Origin of the sequence: Desulfosporosinus meridiei DSM 13257 (assembly GCF_000231385.2) — a bacterium.
GTDB classification, from domain to species: Bacteria; Bacillota; Desulfitobacteriia; order Desulfitobacteriales; family Desulfitobacteriaceae; genus Desulfosporosinus; species Desulfosporosinus meridiei.
Window position 1 is genome coordinate 83,246 of record NC_018515.1, and the last position, 19,255, is coordinate 102,500.

12 protein-coding genes, 12 tRNA genes and 3 rRNA genes (1 of these 27 only partly in view) are annotated in these 19,255 nt (G+C 44.4%); 26 read left to right on the top strand and 1 reads right to left on the bottom strand.

The window, feature by feature from the left end; genetic code table 11:
* Nucleotides 1-5: 5 nt before the first annotated feature.
* The 12 genes from nadB to rrf all read left to right on the top strand — a co-directional run bounded on the left by nadB (nucleotide 6) and on the right by rrf (nucleotide 13,531).
* Nucleotides 6-1,652 (top strand): L-aspartate oxidase, encoded by a 1,647-nt coding sequence (gene nadB, locus DESMER_RS00410; protein WP_174278157.1) that lies wholly within the window; start codon nucleotides 6-8, stop codon nucleotides 1,650-1,652.
* Nucleotides 1,618-2,490, top strand: a complete 873-nt coding sequence (nadC, locus tag DESMER_RS00415; protein ID WP_014901118.1) for a carboxylating nicotinate-nucleotide diphosphorylase — start codon at nucleotides 1,618-1,620, stop codon at nucleotides 2,488-2,490. The genes nadB and nadC overlap by 35 nt, the downstream gene beginning before the upstream one ends.
* Entirely contained in the window at nucleotides 2,491-3,468 is a 978-nt protein-coding gene (locus DESMER_RS00420) for a biotin--[acetyl-CoA-carboxylase] ligase (protein ID WP_014901119.1), read from the top strand. It abuts the gene before it with no gap.
* 185 nt (nucleotides 3,469-3,653) lie between these two features.
* Nucleotides 3,654-4,421, top strand: coding sequence for a type III pantothenate kinase (locus DESMER_RS00425; RefSeq protein ID WP_014901120.1), 768 nt, complete (start codon nucleotides 3,654-3,656; stop codon nucleotides 4,419-4,421).
* 20 nt (nucleotides 4,422-4,441) lie between these two features.
* Nucleotides 4,442-5,398, top strand: a complete 957-nt coding sequence (dusB, locus tag DESMER_RS00430; protein ID WP_014901121.1) for a tRNA dihydrouridine synthase DusB — start codon at nucleotides 4,442-4,444, stop codon at nucleotides 5,396-5,398.
* A 232-nt stretch (nucleotides 5,399-5,630) separates the two neighbouring features.
* Entirely contained in the window at nucleotides 5,631-6,101 is a 471-nt protein-coding gene (gene greA, locus DESMER_RS00435; protein WP_014901122.1) for a transcription elongation factor GreA, read from the top strand.
* A gap of 244 nt (nucleotides 6,102-6,345) precedes the next feature.
* Nucleotides 6,346-7,836 carry a lysine--tRNA ligase gene (gene lysS, locus DESMER_RS00440; RefSeq protein WP_014901123.1) on the top strand — a complete coding sequence of 497 codons (1,491 nt, stop codon included), beginning with the start codon at nucleotides 6,346-6,348 and terminating at the stop codon, nucleotides 7,834-7,836.
* Nucleotides 7,837-8,334: 498 nt separating this feature from the next.
* Nucleotides 8,335-9,901, top strand: a 16S ribosomal RNA gene (locus tag DESMER_RS00445).
* Between the two features lie 217 nt (nucleotides 9,902-10,118).
* Nucleotides 10,119-10,195: transfer RNA gene (locus tag DESMER_RS00450), tRNA-Ile, on the top strand.
* A 31-nt stretch (nucleotides 10,196-10,226) separates the two neighbouring features.
* Nucleotides 10,227-10,302: transfer RNA gene (locus tag DESMER_RS00455), tRNA-Ala, on the top strand.
* A gap of 101 nt (nucleotides 10,303-10,403) precedes the next feature.
* Nucleotides 10,404-13,313 (top strand): 23S ribosomal RNA (locus DESMER_RS00460).
* A gap of 102 nt (nucleotides 13,314-13,415) precedes the next feature.
* A 5S ribosomal RNA gene (gene rrf, locus DESMER_RS00465) occupies nucleotides 13,416-13,531 on the top strand.
* Together the 16S, 23S and 5S rRNA genes with 2 tRNA genes alongside form the textbook arrangement of a ribosomal RNA operon.
* Before the next feature lie 492 nt (nucleotides 13,532-14,023).
* On the opposite strand, the gene DESMER_RS23405 is transcribed toward rrf, so the two are convergent.
* Nucleotides 14,024-14,224 (bottom strand): hypothetical protein, encoded by a 201-nt coding sequence (locus tag DESMER_RS23405; RefSeq protein WP_148275251.1) that lies wholly within the window; start codon nucleotides 14,222-14,224, stop codon nucleotides 14,024-14,026.
* 575 nt (nucleotides 14,225-14,799) lie between these two features.
* Here DESMER_RS23405 and DESMER_RS00475 point away from each other — a divergent pair.
* The 14 genes from DESMER_RS00475 to DESMER_RS00540 form a co-directional block, all read left to right on the top strand.
* Entirely contained in the window at nucleotides 14,800-15,468 is a 669-nt protein-coding gene (locus DESMER_RS00475; RefSeq protein WP_014901125.1) for a Crp/Fnr family transcriptional regulator, read from the top strand.
* Between the two features lie 341 nt (nucleotides 15,469-15,809).
* Nucleotides 15,810-16,232, top strand: a complete 423-nt coding sequence (locus tag DESMER_RS00480; RefSeq protein WP_014901126.1) for a hypothetical protein — start codon at nucleotides 15,810-15,812, stop codon at nucleotides 16,230-16,232.
* A gap of 23 nt (nucleotides 16,233-16,255) precedes the next feature.
* Entirely contained in the window at nucleotides 16,256-17,194 is a 939-nt protein-coding gene (locus DESMER_RS00485) for a sulfite exporter TauE/SafE family protein (protein WP_014901127.1), read from the top strand.
* A 41-nt stretch (nucleotides 17,195-17,235) separates the two neighbouring features.
* On the top strand, nucleotides 17,236-17,829 hold the full coding sequence (locus DESMER_RS00490; protein ID WP_014901128.1) for a DUF1847 domain-containing protein: 594 nt from the start codon (nucleotides 17,236-17,238) through the stop codon (nucleotides 17,827-17,829).
* A gap of 573 nt (nucleotides 17,830-18,402) precedes the next feature.
* Nucleotides 18,403-18,478, top strand: a tRNA-Glu gene (locus DESMER_RS00495).
* Nucleotides 18,479-18,489: 11 nt separating this feature from the next.
* A tRNA-Val gene (locus tag DESMER_RS00500) sits at nucleotides 18,490-18,565 on the top strand.
* A gap of 4 nt (nucleotides 18,566-18,569) precedes the next feature.
* Nucleotides 18,570-18,645, top strand: a tRNA-Asp gene (locus DESMER_RS00505).
* An 11-nt stretch (nucleotides 18,646-18,656) separates the two neighbouring features.
* Nucleotides 18,657-18,740 (top strand) — tRNA-Tyr (locus DESMER_RS00510).
* 20 nt (nucleotides 18,741-18,760) lie between these two features.
* Nucleotides 18,761-18,835: transfer RNA gene (locus tag DESMER_RS00515), tRNA-Met, on the top strand.
* A gap of 44 nt (nucleotides 18,836-18,879) precedes the next feature.
* Nucleotides 18,880-18,954: transfer RNA gene (locus tag DESMER_RS00520), tRNA-Gln, on the top strand.
* Nucleotides 18,955-18,961: 7 nt separating this feature from the next.
* A tRNA-Lys gene (locus tag DESMER_RS00525) sits at nucleotides 18,962-19,038 on the top strand.
* A 7-nt stretch (nucleotides 19,039-19,045) separates the two neighbouring features.
* Nucleotides 19,046-19,120: transfer RNA gene (locus tag DESMER_RS00530), tRNA-Gly, on the top strand.
* 4 nt (nucleotides 19,121-19,124) lie between these two features.
* Nucleotides 19,125-19,201: transfer RNA gene (locus DESMER_RS00535), tRNA-Arg, on the top strand.
* Nucleotides 19,202-19,215: 14 nt separating this feature from the next.
* Nucleotides 19,216-19,255 (top strand) — tRNA-Thr (locus DESMER_RS00540) (it continues 36 nt past the right edge of the window).

Genomic DNA, 19,255 nt, shown 5'->3' on the forward strand with positions numbered 1-19,255 from the left:
AGGGGATGGGTGTTTTGAGACGATATTTGTGCCCTTGGTCAAAATCAGGGGTAAGGGTTTTTGAATCAGACGTACTAGTATTGGGAAGCGGTATAGCGGGTCTATATACGGCAATTAAAGCAAGTGAGTATTTTCAGGTTACAGTTCTAACCAAAAAAACAATTAAAGAAAGCAATACTGAACATGCCCAAGGTGGGATTGCGGTAGCCATTGATGAGGCTGACTCACCTACGCAGCATTTACAGGATACTCTAAAAGCAGGTGCGGGCCTCTGTGATCCCTTAACGGTTAAAATTTTAGTCGAAGAGGGCGTTGTTTGTGTTGAAGAGCTCATGGGTATGGGGGCTCAGTTTGATTATAAGAATGGAGAACTTGCTCTTACTCGTGAAGGTGCCCATAGTCAAAAACGAATACTCCACGCCTTAGGGGATTCTACTGGCTGGGAAATTGAGCGGGCCTTAGTTGCTAAGGTTAAGTCCACTCCAGAGATTAGTACTTTTGAAGATCGCTTTGTAATTGACTTATTAGAAAATGTTCATGGAGATATTATAGGTGCTTTAGTTTTGAACGGTGAGACTGGAGAACTGGAAGGACATCTGGCAAATGCAGTAGTTCTGGCAACAGGAGGTTTGGGTCAGGTCTATAGCTTTACCACAAATCCTAATGTTGCAACCGGTGACGGAATGGCGGTGGCGTTACGTGCTGGGGCAGACTTAATGGACATGGAATTTGTCCAATTTCATCCTACAGCATTATTAATTCCAAATGCCCCTCGCTTTCTTATCTCTGAGGCTGTGCGTGGTGAAGGTGCACATTTAATCAACGCTAACGGTTCACGCTTTATGGATAAGATAGACGGGAAAGAGCTTGCTGCACGAGATATTGTGGCCCGAGGAATTTGGAAAGAAATGAATGAAAGCTCGGTTTATCTGGATTTTCGCCCTATTGGAGAGAGACGAATTCTTGAGAGATTCCCCAACATTTACAAGACCTGTTTGAAGTATGGTGTAGATGTATTAACAATGCCTTTGCCAGTTGCCCCGGCTGCTCACTATATGATGGGTGGGATTGCGACAAATTCATACGGTGAAACCAGTTTATCTCAGCTTTATGCAGCAGGAGAATGTGCTTGTAATGGAGTTCATGGAGCTAATCGGTTAGCAAGCAACTCTTTATTAGATGGACTTGTATTTGGTGCACGTATCGTTAAAAGAATAAGAGATAAGTTTGATGGTAAGCGACCTTGCTGGGAAGAGGTTGTGAGTCCAGAAGATAGTCAATGTGGAATTGAAGCTGGAACAAATATGTCTAAGATGTCAGGGGTGAGCTTGCGCAAGCAAATTCAAGACTTAATGTGGAGTCAGGTTGGTATTTTGAGGAATGAAGAGAGTCTCAAAGAGGCATCAAGGTTACTTGCGGCTTGGGAACGGGAGGTTTTATTAACTCCTTCCGTGGATGACTATGAAACTGTCAACATGTTGATAATTGGGGCAGCTATTGCTAAAGCGGCTTTGGATCGAAAAGAAAGCCGAGGGGGACATTTCCGTTCGGACTACCCCTTGCGGCTCGATCTTGATGGGTGGCAGAAGCACTCTCTTCAATGTAAGGAGGATAATTATGTACGCTACATTTCAGTTTCAAGAGCTGATTGATCGAGCGTTGATTGAAGATATTGGGACAGGGGATCTTAGCACTAAGATTTTTCCGAATGATCTCACAAGTATGGCCAAATTGTACGCTAAACAGGATGGGGTAGTTGCTGGTTTGGAGCTTGTTGAGCAGGTTTTCCAGCGTGTAGACCCGAGGATTGAGGTTTGCAAACTGGTTAAAGATGGTTATGAGGTCAAGGTTGGGGAGGTCGTAATAGAACTTAATGGGCCTCTAAGCGGTATTTTACAGGGCGAAAGAACAGCTTTGAATTTTCTACAGCATCTTTCCGGAATTGCTACGGCAACGAAACGGGCTGTTGACCAAGTTTCAGGCCTATCAACTTGTATAGTTGATACCCGAAAGACCCTCCCAGGCTGGCGTTCTTTACAGAAATATGCAGTTAGAGTTGGAGGTGGACAGAATCATCGCTTTGGCCTCTATGATGCGGTGATGCTAAAAGATAATCATCTCACGGCAGTAGGTGGCTTAACAGAAGCCGTTAAAAGGGTAAGGACTACAATTGGACATATGGTTAAGATCGAGGTTGAGTGTGAGACAATGGAACAGGTTGAGGAAGCTGTAGCCTGCGGTGTCGACGTAATCATGCTGGATAATATGAAAATTGACGAAATGCTGCTAGCGGTTCAGTACATCGATAGGCGGGCAATTGTTGAGGCATCAGGGGGAATTCAGGAGGGCCAACTTCGCCAGGTGGCTGAGACAGGAGTTGACCTAATTTCAATTGGGGCATTAACACATTCAGTTAGGGCAATGGACTTCAGTCTTGACATAGGAGAAATAAAGGCTACAACCAGAGCAAGTTGGGAAAGAGGATCTTAAATGTTGCGTCATGACATCCTTTATCTTCTGACAGCACAACCAGATGAGATCGTGTCTGGTCAGAAAATAAGCAACCAATTAAATGTCACTCGAGCTGCTGTTTGGAAACAGATTAAGATATTAAGAGAAGAGGGCTTTGATATTGAGGCCCAAACCAAGAATGGCTACCGATTATTGAGCACCCCTCTTGCTTTAAATGAGTGGGTATTTAAGCAGGCGTTGAGTACCCAAGCATTGGGAAGAGTTGTTGATTTTTCTGATGAGCTATCCTCGACAAATGATCGGGCAAAGGAGCTGGCTCGCCAAGGTGCCATACACGGACTGACTGTATTAGCGTGTCGACAGCAAGCGGGGCGGGGAAGACTTCAACGGCAGTGGGAGTCTCCGGCAGGGGGACTATGGATGTCCGTTGTTCTAAGGCCAAACCTGTCGTTGGCTGATGCTTCAAAAATAACCCTTGCAGCGAGTGTGGCGATTGTGGACACTTTGCAGGAACTTTTTGAGTTGCCTATAGGAATCAAATGGCCCAATGATCTTGTTCATAAAGGACAGAAACTTGCTGGAATTCTTGGAGAAGTTGTGGGCGAGTGGAATACAGTTCAAACTTTAATCCTGGGAATGGGAGTGAATGTAAATTTTCCTCGGGAGCAATTGAATAATACATTTCCGGCTACTACTCTTCAGGAAATTTTGGGGTTTGACATAGACCTTAATTTATTGGCAGCAAAAATCTTGGAAAACCTTGAAAAAGAATTGATCTGCCTCGAAGAAAAGAAGTTTGATGAGTTGAAATCTAAATGGACTAAAAGAGCCATTGGTTTAGGTGAAGGGGTAAGAATATTGCGGGGAGAGGACGTAATTGAAGGTACCTTTAAAGGGATCTCAATTGATGGGGCGCTGATCTTAGAAACTGGAAACAAGGAGATAACGTTTTCGGCAGGAGAGGTCAAACTGCGGTCTAAGAAGGGATATTTTTAACTTTTTCAAGATGAAAATGCAATAACATCGGTGATAAGGCACGGGTCCTTTCACTGGTTTATGGCTTCCTTTTAGTGTTTTACCAGTATTAGTCATTATGTTAGGAATTATTCTTGATGTTGAAATGGATCGGCAGCATTAGGTTTGATCTGATTGTAGGATCTTGAACTAAAAGGAGCGGTATTATGATTCTGTTATTTGATGTGGGTAATACAAATATTGTGTTAGGAGTCTATGATGAAAGGACGTTAACTAATCATTGGAGAGTGTCCACAGATAAGTCTCGAACTATGGATGAGTACGCAGTGGTTATTAAAAATTTATTTGATTTAAGTGGGTTGAGTTTTGAAGAAATTGATGCAGTTGTAATTTCGTCGGTAGTTCCTCCCGTAATGCCAACCCTAGAAGCTCTAGCACGAAAATACTTTGGAGTAGAACCTTTGGTTGTGGGGCCGGGTGTTAAAACCGGAATGCCTATTATTTATGACAACCCAAGAGAGGTCGGCGCTGATCGCATTGTGAATGCGGTGGCTGCATATACTAAATATGGCGGCCCTCTAGTCATTGTGGATTTTGGCACTGCAACAACATTTTGCGTAATATCGAAACGGGGAGAGTATTTAGGCGGGGCAATTGCACCGGGAATTGGAATCTCGACAGAAGCCTTATTTCAGAGGGCTTCGAAGTTGCCCCGAATTGAGATGGTTAGACCTACATCTGTCATTGCCAAGAATACAGTAGCAGGGATGCAATCCGGAATATACTATGGATTCACCGGTCAAGTAGATGGCATCGTTAAACGTATGAAAGGTGAACTAGGGCCTGAGACCAAAGTGATTGCCACAGGGGGATTAGCAAAAATGATTTCTCAAGAGTCAGAAATGATCCAAAAAGTAGATCCTTTTCTAACTCTTGAGGGGCTGTTACTAATCTATGAGCGTAACAGGAAATAGTAACTAAGAGGAATAATAATATGAAGTTAGGACATTATGAACTTGGAGTCCCGGTGTTTATGGCACCTTTGGCTGGGGTAACAGATAAAGCGTTTCGAGAAACAGTACGTTCCGTTGGCGGAGATTATGTATGGACTGAAATGATAAGTGACAAAGCACTGACTTATCAAAACTCGAGAACTTTGCAGATGCTGGATTTAAGTGGTGAAGGGGAACCAAGGATTGTACAGTTATTCGGCAATGAACCCGAGACAATGGCTAAAGCAGCTGAATTGGCTGTAGAGTGCAATGCTAATATTATTGATATCAACATGGGATGCCCTGCTCCAAAAATTATCAAAAATGGTGAAGGATCGGCATTACTAAAGGATCTCCCCCGTGCTCAGGCAATTGCTTCAGCGGTAGTCCGCGCAGTCAATATACCTGTAACAGTAAAGATACGCCTTGGTTGGAATGATAGGGAAATAGTGGCGCTTGAACTGGCCAAAGGGTTAGAGTCAGTTGGTGTTCAGATGATAACCGTTCATGCAAGAACTCGTGAACAGTTTTATTCTGGGCATGCCGACTGGGAATGGATTCGACGAGTAAAGAAGGCAGTCAGTATTCCGGTGATTGGCAATGGGGATGTGCTAATGCCTGAAGATGCCGGTAGATTGATTGAGCAAACCGAATGTGACGGGGTAATGATCGGACGCGGAGCATTAGGAAATCCCTGGCTCATACCGCGCACCCAATTTTTTTTGAAGCATGGGCAAATATTACCTGAGCCTTCCATTGAAGAGCGTATACAGGTTGCCTTAAAACATTTTGAACGTGTGTTGCATTATAAGGGTGAAAGAATCGGTCTTAACGAAATGAGAAAACATGCTGTGTGGTATATCAAAGGAATTAGCAAGGCTGCAAAAGTTCGTGATGAGATAATGCAAACCAGATCCGTCGAAGAAATGCAAGCAGTCTTAACTAGGATTTCAGGGTAACACTGGATATCTTGCCGAAATAATAAATAATTTGACAAGATGCCTTATTAACGTTAAGAGGTGCGTCCTTGACAATAATTTGCCAGGTCCTTATAATAACGAGTAATGCAAATGAGGAATTTTTTAAGGAGTTCCTATATTAAAGGAATTACGCATATAAGGTTCTTAAAACGCTCGGTACAGTCAGTATAGAAGCGTGATGCGTAGGACGAGAAAAGGGAGCGAGGAAAATATGGCTGAAAAAGAAGTTATTCTAACATTAGAAGGCCTCAAGAAGCTTGAGGAGGAGTTGGAACTATCTAAAACTGTGAAGCGGCGGGAAGTTGCCGTGCGCATTAAGCAGGCCATTGACTTTGGAGATATCAGTGAAAACTCTGAGTATGACGATGCTAAAAATGATCAGGCCTTTATCGAAGGCCGGATAATCACTCTTGAAAAGATGCTCAGAAATGCGCGAATAATTGATGAACTTGAAGGAACTGATGTTGTGGCGGTAGGTACAAAAGTACGCCTCAAAGACTTAGACTACGGTGATGAAGAAGAATATTTCATTGTCGGTTCAGCTGAGGCTGACCCAGGTACTAATAAAATTTCCAATGAATCTCCTGTCGGAAAAGCAGTCTTAGGCCAAACTAAAGGATCCGTAGTCGAAGTAAATGTTCCAGCAGGTATTTTACACTATCAAATTCTTGATATTAAATAGACTTTAACATTCAAAGATTTGAAATTTGTGTAGACACATTAGCTTTAGAGAGTGCAGTGTTTCTGTGACTGGTTTGGTTTAGCCACGCACAGATGCTGCACTTTGTTTATTGATTTTGTTAATCCAAAATATGGAATATAGTCCTTATTGAGCAAACGATATATAAAGATTATATCTAAACTTGTTTATTGAAGTCTTAGTTTGGTAAAATTGGTAATAGAGAATAATTGATGGAGGAATAAAGATGGATAATACCAACGACCTCTGGCGAATTCGTTTAGAAAAGCTTGAGATGCTTCGCCAAGCAGATATTGAACCCTATGCTGATCGCTATGTGCGAACCCATAAAACCTCTGAGATATTAGAGCACTTTGAAGAGCTAGAGGGCCAAGAAGTAAGTATTGCTGGCCGAATTATGAGCAAGCGTGATCAGGGCAAGGTTATCTTTACACATGTACAAGACCTTAATGGACGTCTTCAGATTTATATTCGAATGGACGAATTGGGGCAAACTATGTTTGACCTAATCTCTAAATTCGATGTAGGCGATATTATCGGAGTAAAAGGGAAGGTTTTTCGGACTAAACGAGGAGAAATATCTATTCATGCAGTAGAGGTTTTGCTTCTGTCTAAAGCTATGCGACCACTCCCTGAAAAATTTCATGGGCTAACCAATGTAGAAACCCGATATCGCAGACGTTATTTGGACTTAGTAATGAATCCCGATGTTCGTCAGGTTTTTGTGACACGAAGCAAAATAATTCGTTATATGAGAGAGTTTCTAGAGGAGCGGGAATTCCTTGAGGTAGAAACGCCTACTTTACATACTATTCCTGGGGGGGCAGCAGCTCGTCCATTTATTACTCATCACAACACTCTTGATATGGATCTATATTTGAGGATTGCTCTCGAGCTTCCGTTAAAGCGTCTTATTGTAGGTGGACTTGAAAAGGTTTATGAAATTGGACGAACCTTTAGAAACGAGGGAATTTCAATCAAACATAACCCCGAGTTTACTATGATGGAGCTTTATCAAGCGTTTGCGAATTATGAAGATATTATGGAATTGACTGAAGAAATGATTGCGCATATTGTGCAAAAAGTTCACGGTACTACCGAAATTACCTATCAAGGTCAACCCCTTGAATTTAAGACACCGTGGAAGCGCCTTCCCATGCTTGATGGAATATTAGAGTATTCCGGAGTAGACTTTAGGGAAATCATAACAGATGAACAAGCTCGTGATAAAGCTCGTGAAAAGGGCATACACGTCCAGGCAGATGCATCACGAGGGAAAATCATTAATGAGTTTTTTGAAGCCTTTGTTGAACCAAATTTGATACAGCCGACATTTATCATTGGACATCCTGTGGAAATATCTCCATTAGCAAAACGCAATGCTAAGCAACCCGAATATACCGATCGGTTTGAGGCGTTTATATTTGGACGTGAACTAGCCAATGCTTTTTCCGAGTTAAATGATCCAATTGATCAACGGCAACGTTTTGAAGCTCAGGCTGCCGAGCGGGCAAAAGGGGACGATGAGGCTCATATTATGGATGAAGATTTTGTACAAGCTCTAGAATATGGTCTTCCTCCTACGGGCGGGCTCGGAATCGGAATAGACCGTTTAGTGATGCTATTGACGGATTCTGCGTCAATTCGCGATGTTATCCTCTTCCCAACGATGCGTCCAAGAGATGAAAATGTTCAAGACGAAGATGCTATAGAATAAGTGATGTATAAGCTGCTCCATTTAAGGGGCAGCTTTTGTTTTTTAACTGCGAACCACTTAAGCATATTGAATTAAGAAATTAATAAATCATATTAAGTCAGGTGATATTAAAAAAGCTATAAAAAATAAAAATTAGAGATATATAAAGAATAATGGAGTAAAGATGTAATTATTAAAGATAATATGGTTATAATGAACCATAAAGGGGTTTGAATAGGTGTATATCCCTATGGTATATTACTATTTGTTCGCTCGACAAAATAATTGTAAAGCGAAAGGCAAAATAAGCTATTGAGAAGTCATTAAAAATGTCTTGACAATGCAAGAATAAAATGCTATTATGTAATTCCGGTCATTGATCATAACTACATAAATTATAATCGGTGACACCCTGGTCTTTGAAAACTAAACAACAAGGACAGCCAATGAGAGAAACTCTTAGGAGTTTCAAAATAAATCATGAGTCAATCATCTTCTTCTAGAAGAAGTGAAATAACTTTTTTGGAGAGTTTGATCCTGGCTCAGGACGAACGCTGGCGGCGTGCCTAACACATGCAAGTCGAACGGAGAATTTGATAAGCTTGCTTAGAAAAATTCTTAGTGGCGGACGGGTGAGTAACGCGTGGGTAACCTACCCATAAATCCGGGACAACCCTTGGAAACGAGGGCTAATACCGGATAATCTTAGAGCCTGGCATCAGGCATTAAGGAAAGATGGCCTCTGAAAATGCTATCGATTATGGATGGACCCGCGTCTGATTAGCTAGTTGGTGGGGTAAAGGCCTACCAAGGCGACGATCAGTAGCCGGCCTGAGAGGGTGAACGGCCACACTGGGACTGAGACACGGCCCAGACTCCTACGGGAGGCAGCAGTGGGGAATCTTCCGCAATGGACGAAAGTCTGACGGAGCAACGCCGCGTGTATGATGAAGGTCTTCGGATTGTAAAGTACTGTCTTTGGGGAAGAACGGTGGCTTTGAAAATATTGAGGCCACATGACGGTACCCAAGGAGGAAGCCCCGGCTAACTACGTGCCAGCAGCCGCGGTAATACGTAGGGGGCAAGCGTTGTCCGGAATTATTGGGCGTAAAGGGCGCGTAGGCGGATTGTTAAGTCCGGTGTGAAAGATCAGGGCTCAACCCTGAGAGTGCATCGGAAACTGGGAATCTTGAGGACAGGAGAGGAAAGTGGAATTCCACGTGTAGCGGTGAAATGCGTAGATATGTGGAGGAACACCGGTGGCGAAGGCGACTTTCTGGACTGTAACTGACGCTGAGGCGCGAAAGCGTGGGGAGCAAACAGGATTAGATACCCTGGTAGTCCACGCCGTAAACGATGAGTGCTAGGTGTAGAGGGTATCGACCCCTTCTGTGCCGCAGTTAACACAATAAGCACTCCGCCTGGGGAGTACGGCCGCAAGGTTGAAACTCAAAGGAATTGACGGGGGCCCGCACAAGCGGTGGAGCATGTGGTTTAATTCGACGCAACGCGAAGAACCTTACCAAGGCTTGACATCCTACGAATCTTTAGGAAACTAGGGAGTGCCCTTCGGGGAGCGTAGAGACAGGTGGTGCATGGTTGTCGTCAGCTCGTGTCGTGAGATGTTGGGTTAAGTCCCGCAACGAGCGCAACCCCTGTATTTAGTTGCTAACAAGTAAGGTTGAGCACTCTAAATAGACTGCCGGTGATAAACCGGAGGAAGGTGGGGATGACGTCAAATCATCATGCCCCTTATGTCTTGGGCTACACACGTGCTACAATGGCCGGTACAGACGGAGGCGAAGCCGCGAGGTGAAGCAAATCCGAGAAAGCCGGTCTCAGTTCGGATTGCAGGCTGCAACTCGCCTGCATGAAGTCGGAATCGCTAGTAATCGCAGGTCAGCATACTGCGGTGAATACGTTCCCGGGCCTTGTACACACCGCCCGTCACACCACGAAAGTCTGCAACACCCGAAGCCGGTGAGGTAACCCGAAAGGGAGCTAGCCGTCGAAGGTGGGGCCGATAATTGGGGTGAAGTCGTAACAAGGTAGCCGTATCGGAAGGTGCGGCTGGATCACCTCCTTTCTAAGGAGAACGGTTTAGAGCTTAGGCTTTAGACGAACATCCTATTGGTCGATTCTCACGAAGAACAACGGTTGAAAAACTTAAGTTCGACGAGAGATCAATAACGAGTCGCAAGACTCACGCCGAGGGATCGGCAACTCATTGGAAACAGCTGTTGTTTAGTTTTGAGAGACCATAGTAATGGAATCTCAAAAACGCGAATGCGAATATCGAAAATGGGCCTGTAGCTCAGTTGGTCAGAGCGCACGACTGATAATCGTGAGGTCGATGGTTCAAATCCATCTAGGCCCACCAAAATCGATATACAAATTCGGAATATTGAAATGGGGGTATAGCTCAGCTGGGAGAGCACCTGCCTTGCAAGCAGGGGGTCAGCGGTTCGATCCCGCTTACCTCCACCAAATTCACTGTTCTTTGAAAACTGCATAGAGAAAACTAGTAAAGTCGAACGAATTCACATCAATACGAAAGTATTGAGTAAACCTAAAAGTAGCGACCAATAGGTCAAGCTATTAAGGGCGTACGGTGGATGCCTAGGCGCTAAGAGTCGAAGAAGGGCGCGGTTAACAGCGAAATGCCATGGGGAGTCGTAAGCAGGCTTTGATCCATGGATACCCGAATGGGGCAACCCAACCGGAGTCATGTCCGGTTATCCTCAACTGAATACATAGGTTGAAGAAGACAACCCGGGGAACTGAAACATCTAAGTACCCGGAGGAAAAGAAAGAATCATCGATTCCCTGAGTAGCGGCGAGCGAAACGGGAAGAGCCCAAACCGAATCCTTCGGGATTCGGGGTTGTAGGACCCTCTTTTAAGAATGGATCTCTAGCTGAAGAAGACTGGAAAGTCTCGGCAAAGAAGGTAACACCCCTGTAAACGAAAGGGAGACATTCTGTGAGGGAATCCTGAGTACCGCGGGACACGTGAAACCCCGTGGGAAGCAGGGAGGACCACCTCCCAAGGCTAAATACTACTTAGCGACCGATAGCGAACCAGTACCGTGAGGGAAAGGTGAAAAGCACCTCGGAAGAGGAGTGAAAAAGAACCTGAAACCGTACGCTTACAAGCAGTTACAGTCCAATTATGGATGGTAGCGTGCCTTTTGTAGAATGAACCGGCGAGTTACGGTATGTAGCAAGGTTAAGGTGAGAAGCCGGAGCCGAAGCGAAAGCGAGTCTGAAGAGGGCGTAAGTTACATGCTGTAGACCCGAAACCGTGTGATCTACCCATGGCCAGGGTGAAGGTGGGGTAAAACCCACTGGAGGCCCGAACTCACTGTCGTTGAAAAGGCAGGGGATGAGCTGTGGGTAGGGGTGAAATGCCAATCGAACACGGAGATAGCTGGTTCTCCCCGAAATAGCTTTAGGGCTAGCCTCAATTGATGATCGATGGCGGTAGAGCACTGAATAGGCTAGGGGCCTTACCAGGTTACCGAACCTTATCAAACTCCGAATGCCATCAGATTTAGATTGGGAGTCAGACTGTGGGGGATAAGCTTCATAGTCGAAAGGGAAACAGCCCAGACCATCAGCTAAGGTCCCCAAGTATACACTAAGTGGGAAAGGATGTGGAATTGCACAGACAACCAGGATGTTGGCTCAGAAGCAGCCACCATTTAAAGAGTGCGTAATAGCTCACTGGTCGAGTGGTTCTGCGCCGAAAATGTAACGGGGCTCAAGTGTATCACCGAAGCTATGGCTTGCGCTTCATGCGCAGGGGTAGGGGAGCGTTCTATCAGCCGAGAAGTCAGACTGTAAGGTCTGGTGGAGTGGATAGAAGTGAGAATGCCGGTATGAGTATGCGAAAAGGAAGGTGAGAATCCTTCCCGCCGAAAATCTAAGGATTCCTGGGGAAGGCTCGTCCGCCCAGGGTAAGTCGGGACCTAAGCCGAGGCCGAAAGGCGTAGGTGATGGACAACTGGTTGAGATTCCAGTACCACCTAGAAATGTTTGAGCAATGGGGTGACACAGAAGGATAGGTTAAGCCAACCGTTGGTTGAGTTGGCCCAAGCGAGTAGGAGGTAGGGTAGGCAAATCCGCCCTGCGAGACTCTGAGACGTGACGGGGAGCGAAAATTAGTAGCGAAGTAACCGACTCCAAGCTGTCAAGAAAACCTCTAGTGAGTGACTAGGTGCCCGTACCGTAAACCGACACAGGTAGATGGGGTGAGAATCCTAAGGCGCGCGAGAAAACCCTCGTTAAGGAACTCGGCAAAATAGCCCCGTAACTTCGGGAGAAGGGGCGCTCTTGGCAATAAGAGCCGCAGAGAAATGGTCCAGGCGACTGTTTAACAAAAACACAGGTCCCTGCTAATCCGAAAGGAGATGTATAGGGGCTGACACCTGCCCGGTGCTGGAAGGTTAAGAGGAGAGGTTAGGGGCAACCCGAAGCTTTGAATTGAAGCCCCAGTAAACGGCGGCCGTAACTATAACGGTCCTAAGGTAGCGAAATTCCTTGTCAGGTAAGTTCTGACCCGCACGAAAGGTGTAACGATCTGGACACTGTCTCAACGAGGGACTCGGCGAAATTGTAATACCCGTGAAGATGCGGGTTACCTGCGACAGGACAGAAAGACCCCATGGAGCTTTACTGTAGCTTGACATTGGATTTTGGTATAAAATGTACAGGATAGGTGGGAGACTAAGAAGCTAGGGCGCCAGCCTTGGTGGAGTCAACGGTGGGATACCACTCTTTTTGTACTGAAATTCTAACTAGGTCCCCTGAATCGGGGATTAGGACAGTATCAGGTGGGCAGTTTGACTGGGGCGGTCGCCTCCTAAAGAGTAACGGAGGCGCCCAAAGGTTCCCTCAGCGCGGTTGGAAATCGCGCGAAGAGTGTAAAGGCAAAAGGGAGCTTGACTGCGAGACCTACAAGTCGAGCAGGGACGAAAGTCGGGCTTAGTGATCCGGTGGTACCGAGTGGAAGGGCCATCGCTCAACGGATAAAAGCTACCCTGGGGATAACAGGCTTATCTCCCCCAAGAGTCCATATCGACGGGGAGGTTTGGCACCTCGATGTCGGCTCATCGCATCCTGGGGCTGTAGTAGGTCCCAAGGGTTGGGCTGTTCGCCCATTAAAGCGGTACGTGAGCTGGGTTCAGAACGTCGTGAGACAGTTCGGTCCCTATCCGTCGCAGGCGCAGGAAATTTGAGAGGATCTGTCCCTAGTACGAGAGGACCGGGATGGACGAATCCCTGGTGTACCAGTTGTCTCGCCAGAGGCATAGCTGGGTAGCTATATTCGGAGCGGATAAGCGCTGAAAGCATCTAAGCGCGAAACCGACCTCAAGATGAGATTTCCCACAGCGAAAGCTGGTAAGACCCCTGAAAGATGATCAGGTTGATAGGCCAGGTGTGGAAGCACGGTGACGTGTGGAGCTGACTGGTACTAATCGGTCGAGGGCTTGACCTAAATCGAGACGCTAGGTGAGTGGCTCAAATTCTTAGACAATACTAGATAGACTCTGTGCAGTTTTGAGAGAACAGCAATCGAAAGAAAGCGATATCTCAGACATCTGGTGATTATGCCGGAGGGGTTCCACCCGTTCCCATACCGAACACGGAAGTTAAGACCTCCAGGGCCGATGATACTTGGGGCATAGCCCCTGGGAAAGTAGGTCATCGCCAGGTAAAACACAAAGAAAGGCCATCTCTGAATGAGGTGGTCTTTCTTTATATGTCATCCTTCCACCTCATCTGGGGTGTCTTAAATTCGCCCACGTGGGCGAATTTGGGGAGTAGGGGTTCCACCCTTCGGGAACACACTGCAAGAGTATGCGTTATAAGACGCAGTGTGGCGAAAGGCTCATCCCCTTCGTATCGCCAGGTAACAAGCGAAAGACCATCTCTGAATGAGGTGGTCTTTTTTTATGTCATCCTTCTACCTCGTCGAGAGTGTTTTAAATTCGCCGACGTGGGCGAATTTGGGGAGTCGAGGTTCCACCCCCTCGGGATACACACTGCTGGAGTATGCGTCACGGGACGCAGTGTAGCGAAAGGCTCCCCCTTCGCCACGAAGGGTTCCTTGGGGGTAGGGTGGCACTCATCCTTCGCCGCTAAGGATTCTTTGGGGGATCGGCGGCTTCGGCGAAACTCTCCACCGGAGGCTTTCGTTACTGGACACTATCGTGCCTTTCGTTCCAGGGCCGATGACACTTGAGGCATAGCCCCTGGGAAAGTAGGATCCACACTGCAGGAGTATGCGTTATAAGTCGCAGTGTGGCGAAAGGCAGAAGTCGGCAGTGTAAAAAACCGATTTGGCTTTAGGAGTTTCAGGGTCGATCCTATGATAGGCTGATTAGCCATACAACCATCGTAATGCACTATATATTCTTCTTGCTTGGCAACATGGACAAAATACCGATGAACGTTCGTTAGGTGAGCTATTCTCATTATTGTGTGATGAGGTCAGCGAATTAGATTGGCTTACAACAACTATTGGAATTCTTACTGATCTTTCTGAAAAAGCTGGAAAGAAATTATCCAAATTAATTAATCGTCAACTCCAACAATGGATTATGGCTCTAGCTGCTATATCAGAGTCGGCCTCATGGATTGGAGCCACAAGATATGAGTGATAAATCAAAAAATTCTAATTATAGACTTATTATCCTCAAATGGAATATAATAATTTATGTGGTAGGAATGAATGCCCTTAACTTTGATCCCCATTAGTCACATTGAATTGAATGGACTTGAGTAGGGGAGAAATATATATTAACATTTAAGAGATATGTATTGCTACCTTAAATAAGCAGTTAGATAATTGATTCAAAATTTATAAAATCCTTATTTAATAAAGCTTATCAGTGGCTGTCAAATAAAAAATGTTCTGTTTCTGCTGATATTTTGTAAAAATATGATACAATATAGTAATATGTGGAGGTATAGGAGATAGAATGGAAAGCATAAATCATGAAGCTTTAGCTTTGGATGATCATGAAAAGGATCTTATCAGGGAATATGGGACAGTAGTTCATTATCCTAAAGGGCAAATAATCTTCTCTGAAGGGGATACAGCTGATCGAATATACTTAATTGAAGAAGGTTTTGTGAAGATATATCGGATCACTCCAGATGGTCGACGAGTTACAGTAGGTAGTATGAGAACCTCAGGGCAACTTATGGGACTGGCTGAAACCTTATATCACGGAGAACGTACCTGTTTTGCTGGTGCTATTAACGATGCTACTCTGGTAGTTGTACGGAAAGCACGTTTTGAGGAATTGCTCGTTAACCATCCGTCGATAGCAATAAAGGTTGCCACTACACTAGGCGTTAGAATGAGAGAAGCAGAAGCAATTATTCAGGAAATGGTCTGTTTCCAGGTACCTGGCAGACTGGCTATGTTGCTTCTAAAGATGTCTGAACGAGCAGGAGTTGAAACCGAAACAGGCACAAAAATAGGCTTTCGGTTAACTCACGAGGAGATTGCCTGCATGATAGGAACTTCCAGACAGACAGTCACCTCCTTGCTTAATATATTTAGACAAGAAAATAGTATTGCTATTGAAGATAAGGAAGTATACATACTCGATCTCGATAAGCTGAGTAAATGGATCGTCTAAGGGAGGCTGGTAGATACGCCAGCCTCCCTTAATTTTTAGGAGTCAATAAGTATATCCTCTGAGAGCATAAGTACCTTAGATGGCGTTGTAAAAATAGGTTTTAAAGTATTCGGTGATCACTTGAATATTTTATGTCTGTCAACAGACATAAAAAAGGTAATAGGGTTGACATAAATAGAGTCATAAGATAGACAAAAATATAGTCACCATGTCGACATTAAAATTGTTTGGAGTTTGGTAAATTAAGTACATAGTAAAAATAAATAAATGGAAGGGGGCAAGTGTAGTTTCGCAGGGCTGCTTTAGTAAGTGAAAGTCTTTTCAAGAGAGGGGTGTTAGCTATGAAGGAGGGCTCTAAACTAATACAATATCTTAAAGACCCTCATACTAAAAAGGTCCAGCATTTTAAAGAACGGTATCAGGAATTAGATGAACTCTCAGAAGTGGCAGTTCAAATTGGGGATGCGCAGGCCTACAAATCTCTTCAGACGGAAATGAAAGAAGTATTCTTTGATTATCTGACAGCAGTAGTAGTGGACTCAATTTATAAAATAGCTCCCCACGTTCTTATAATTTGGATAATTAGTCTCAAATGGCCGAATATTACCATTCCTATTGTCAATTGGCAGATTGGCATATTGGGGGCATACCTAGCTACGTATTTTTTATTTCATATAGGAAAATGGCTTATCAAGCCAATTAAGTCTATGCTATTTAAATCCAGATTAATTAATTTAAGGACATCTCAAGCAACCAAAATATAATTCTAGAATTGGAGGAAAACGATATGCATTTCGCATTAGCTGGAATAGATGCTAACCCTATAGGCTTGATCCTCTGGGGTATCTTTGTTGGATATGTGTTTACATCCGTAGGGGCAGCAGGTGGAATTTTAGCCGGGGTAGGCCATATGAGTATTTTTGGACTTAAAAATGCCAATATGGTTAAACCGATGAACCAGATATTAACTCTTGTTAGTCCGATTGTTGGGACACCTCTATATCTTCGAGAGAAGAGAATTGTTGTACCTACTGCTGTTGTGCTGGGCTTAGGTGGAATTGTCGGCGCGTTGATAGGCTCGACCCTTTCGTCTTCCTTATTAAAGGAAATGAAGACTTTCCAACCTTACTTTGGCATGGTAACTTTAGGGATTTCTATACGTATCGCCTATGAATGTACAGCCAAATTTATTAACGGTCAAAAACAAGTAACAGCTGCCAATAAACTATTTGCGGCAAAAGTTAAAGAACTTAAGGCTGCTGGCAAAATGAATGAGATCAAAGAAATCGGCGTTAATTTCCAAAAAATTGGCCTCCAAAATACCTTTACCTTTGCTGGTCAGGAATTCAAGTACAATACTATTATGGTCTTCTTCACAGGGCTTATTGTAGCAGTTATCTCAGCATCATTAGGGGTAGGCGGCGGATTCTTACTCGTTCCGTTTATGACTAGCGTAATGGGTTTCCCAATGTATATTGTAGCAGGAACATCGGTTCTTTCAATATTGGTATCTTCATCAACAAGTATTTTAAACTATCTATCTATGGGTAGCTCTTTAGACCTTCAGTTTCTGGCTTTTGAATTAGTGGGTGTTGCTATTGGTACTGTAGTAGCAGCTCGAGTGTCGAAGTATATCAATGCTCGTTATATGAAAATGTTTCTTGCAGTCGTATTGTTCTATATCGGACTTAAATATGTATTACCGCTAGTAGGAATTAGTATCTAATCAATGATCTTTTAAGGCAATGGAAATAGGAGGGCTCTTGAATGAAATGTGCATCCTGTAAAATGAAGACTAAGAATATGTGTGATAAGGAAGGTTTTGATTGTACAGGTGGAAAGTATTCACTTGACGAATGTCTAGAAGAAGAAAACAAACCCTTTCATCGCTTAAGCGGTTGTTTTCAAGCGGTTCATGGCAACAATCTTAGCCGACTGGATGAATTGATTATGTTCGCTAAGAACATGGGTTACAAGAAGCTGGGAATGGCTTTCTGCATAGGTTTAGCTGAAGAAGCAGAAGTCTTAGAAAAAATCTTATCTCAGCACTTTGAGGTATATTCTGCTTGTTGCAAAATAGGCGGACTCAAAAAAGAAGACTACGAGATCCCTAAAGTAAATGAGGAAAAGACTGAAATAATTTGTGATCCTATTCTTCAAGCTAAAGTTCTTGAACACGATGAGACAGAACTAAACATTTCTTTGGGCTTATGCGTTGGTCATGATATGTTGTTCAATAAGTATTCTAAAGCACCTGTGACCACTTATGCTGTTAAAGATCGTATCTTAGGACACAACCCTCTAGCAGTATGTTATTCAAGCTATCTGCGTAAAAAGTATCTTAATAAAAAATACGAATAGAACTCAACGGACATCCACTCTAACAATAATAATCTTGGCTTATATCTATAATAGCATTTACCGATTAAATTGATGTATGTGGAGCTCGAAAGCAGTTTTTCAGTATTCAATCCTTGTAACATTGACTTATCTAAAAGGGAGTGTTGCTTACTACAAATTTTGTAAGCGACACTCCTTCTCACTGTACGGACAGCCATTTTAGTTATTGGAATGTAGAGGTGTCATGAAACTAGCCCCTACTCGATATTCATAGCCGTGCTGGTTCTACCGGAATGATGGACTCACATCAATCGAGTGAGGTATCTCCAACCGAGTAGCATTGAGTACATTTCGGTTTGCCGGAAGCCCCCAACCTTCGGGAAAAACGGTGTATTCGGTCTTAACCAAGTATAAGTGGGGAAGTTCCTCTTGTATCAAAGTGCAGTTCTTACAGTCGGCAGCCCTTGAATTATCAACAAAGATACACTGAAATATTTCAATTTAGAGGTTGTCCAATTTTTTTAAAAAAACTTGTTTTAAACAGTTGACATTTATGTTACGTTCAGCTATACTAAAAAAGTTCTTAAAAACAGTGGCCCGTTGGTCAAGCGGTCTAAGACACCGCCCTTTCACGGCGGTTACACGGGTTCGAATCCCGTACGGGTCACCAAATAGAATTATGGGTGATTAGCTCAGTTGGTAGAGCGCCTGCCTTACAAGCAGGATGTCGGCGGTTCGAGCCCGTCATCGCCCACCAAAATGGCCCCGTGGTGTAGTGGTCAACATGCCTGCCTGTCACGCAGGAGATCGTCGGTTCAAGTCCGATCGGGGTCGCCATAATATAATGTGGGTAGGTGGCCGAGTGGTTAAAGGCGACAGACTGTAAATCTGTTCCGCGAGGTACGATGGTTCGAATCCATCCCTGCCCACCATATTAAAAATTATATAACATCGCGGGGTGGAGCAGCGGTAGCTCGTCGGGCTCATAACCCGAAGGTCGTCGGTTCAAATCCGGCCCCCGCAACCAAGATGTTAGGTTCTGAGCAAATGCTTAGACTTAATATATATAGTTGGGGTGTCGCCAAGCGGTAAGGCACCAGACTTTGACTCTGGCATTCGTAGGTTCGAATCCTCCCACCCCAGCCATAATTATGGGCCATTAGCTCAGTCGGCTAGAGCACCTGACTTTTAATCAGGGTGTCCCGCGTTCGAGTCGCGGATGGCCCACCAGTAATTCGCGGGTGTAACTCAGTGGTAGAGTGTCACCTTGCCAAGGTGAAAGTCGCGAGTCCGAATCTCGTCACCCGCTCCAAAATGCGCTCGTAGCCCAGCTGGATAGAGCGTCTGACTACGAATCAGAAGGCCGGGAGTTCGAATCTCTCCGAGCGCACCACATTCAAATAACATGCCGTTGTAGCTCAGTTGGTAGAGCGTATCCTTGGTAAGG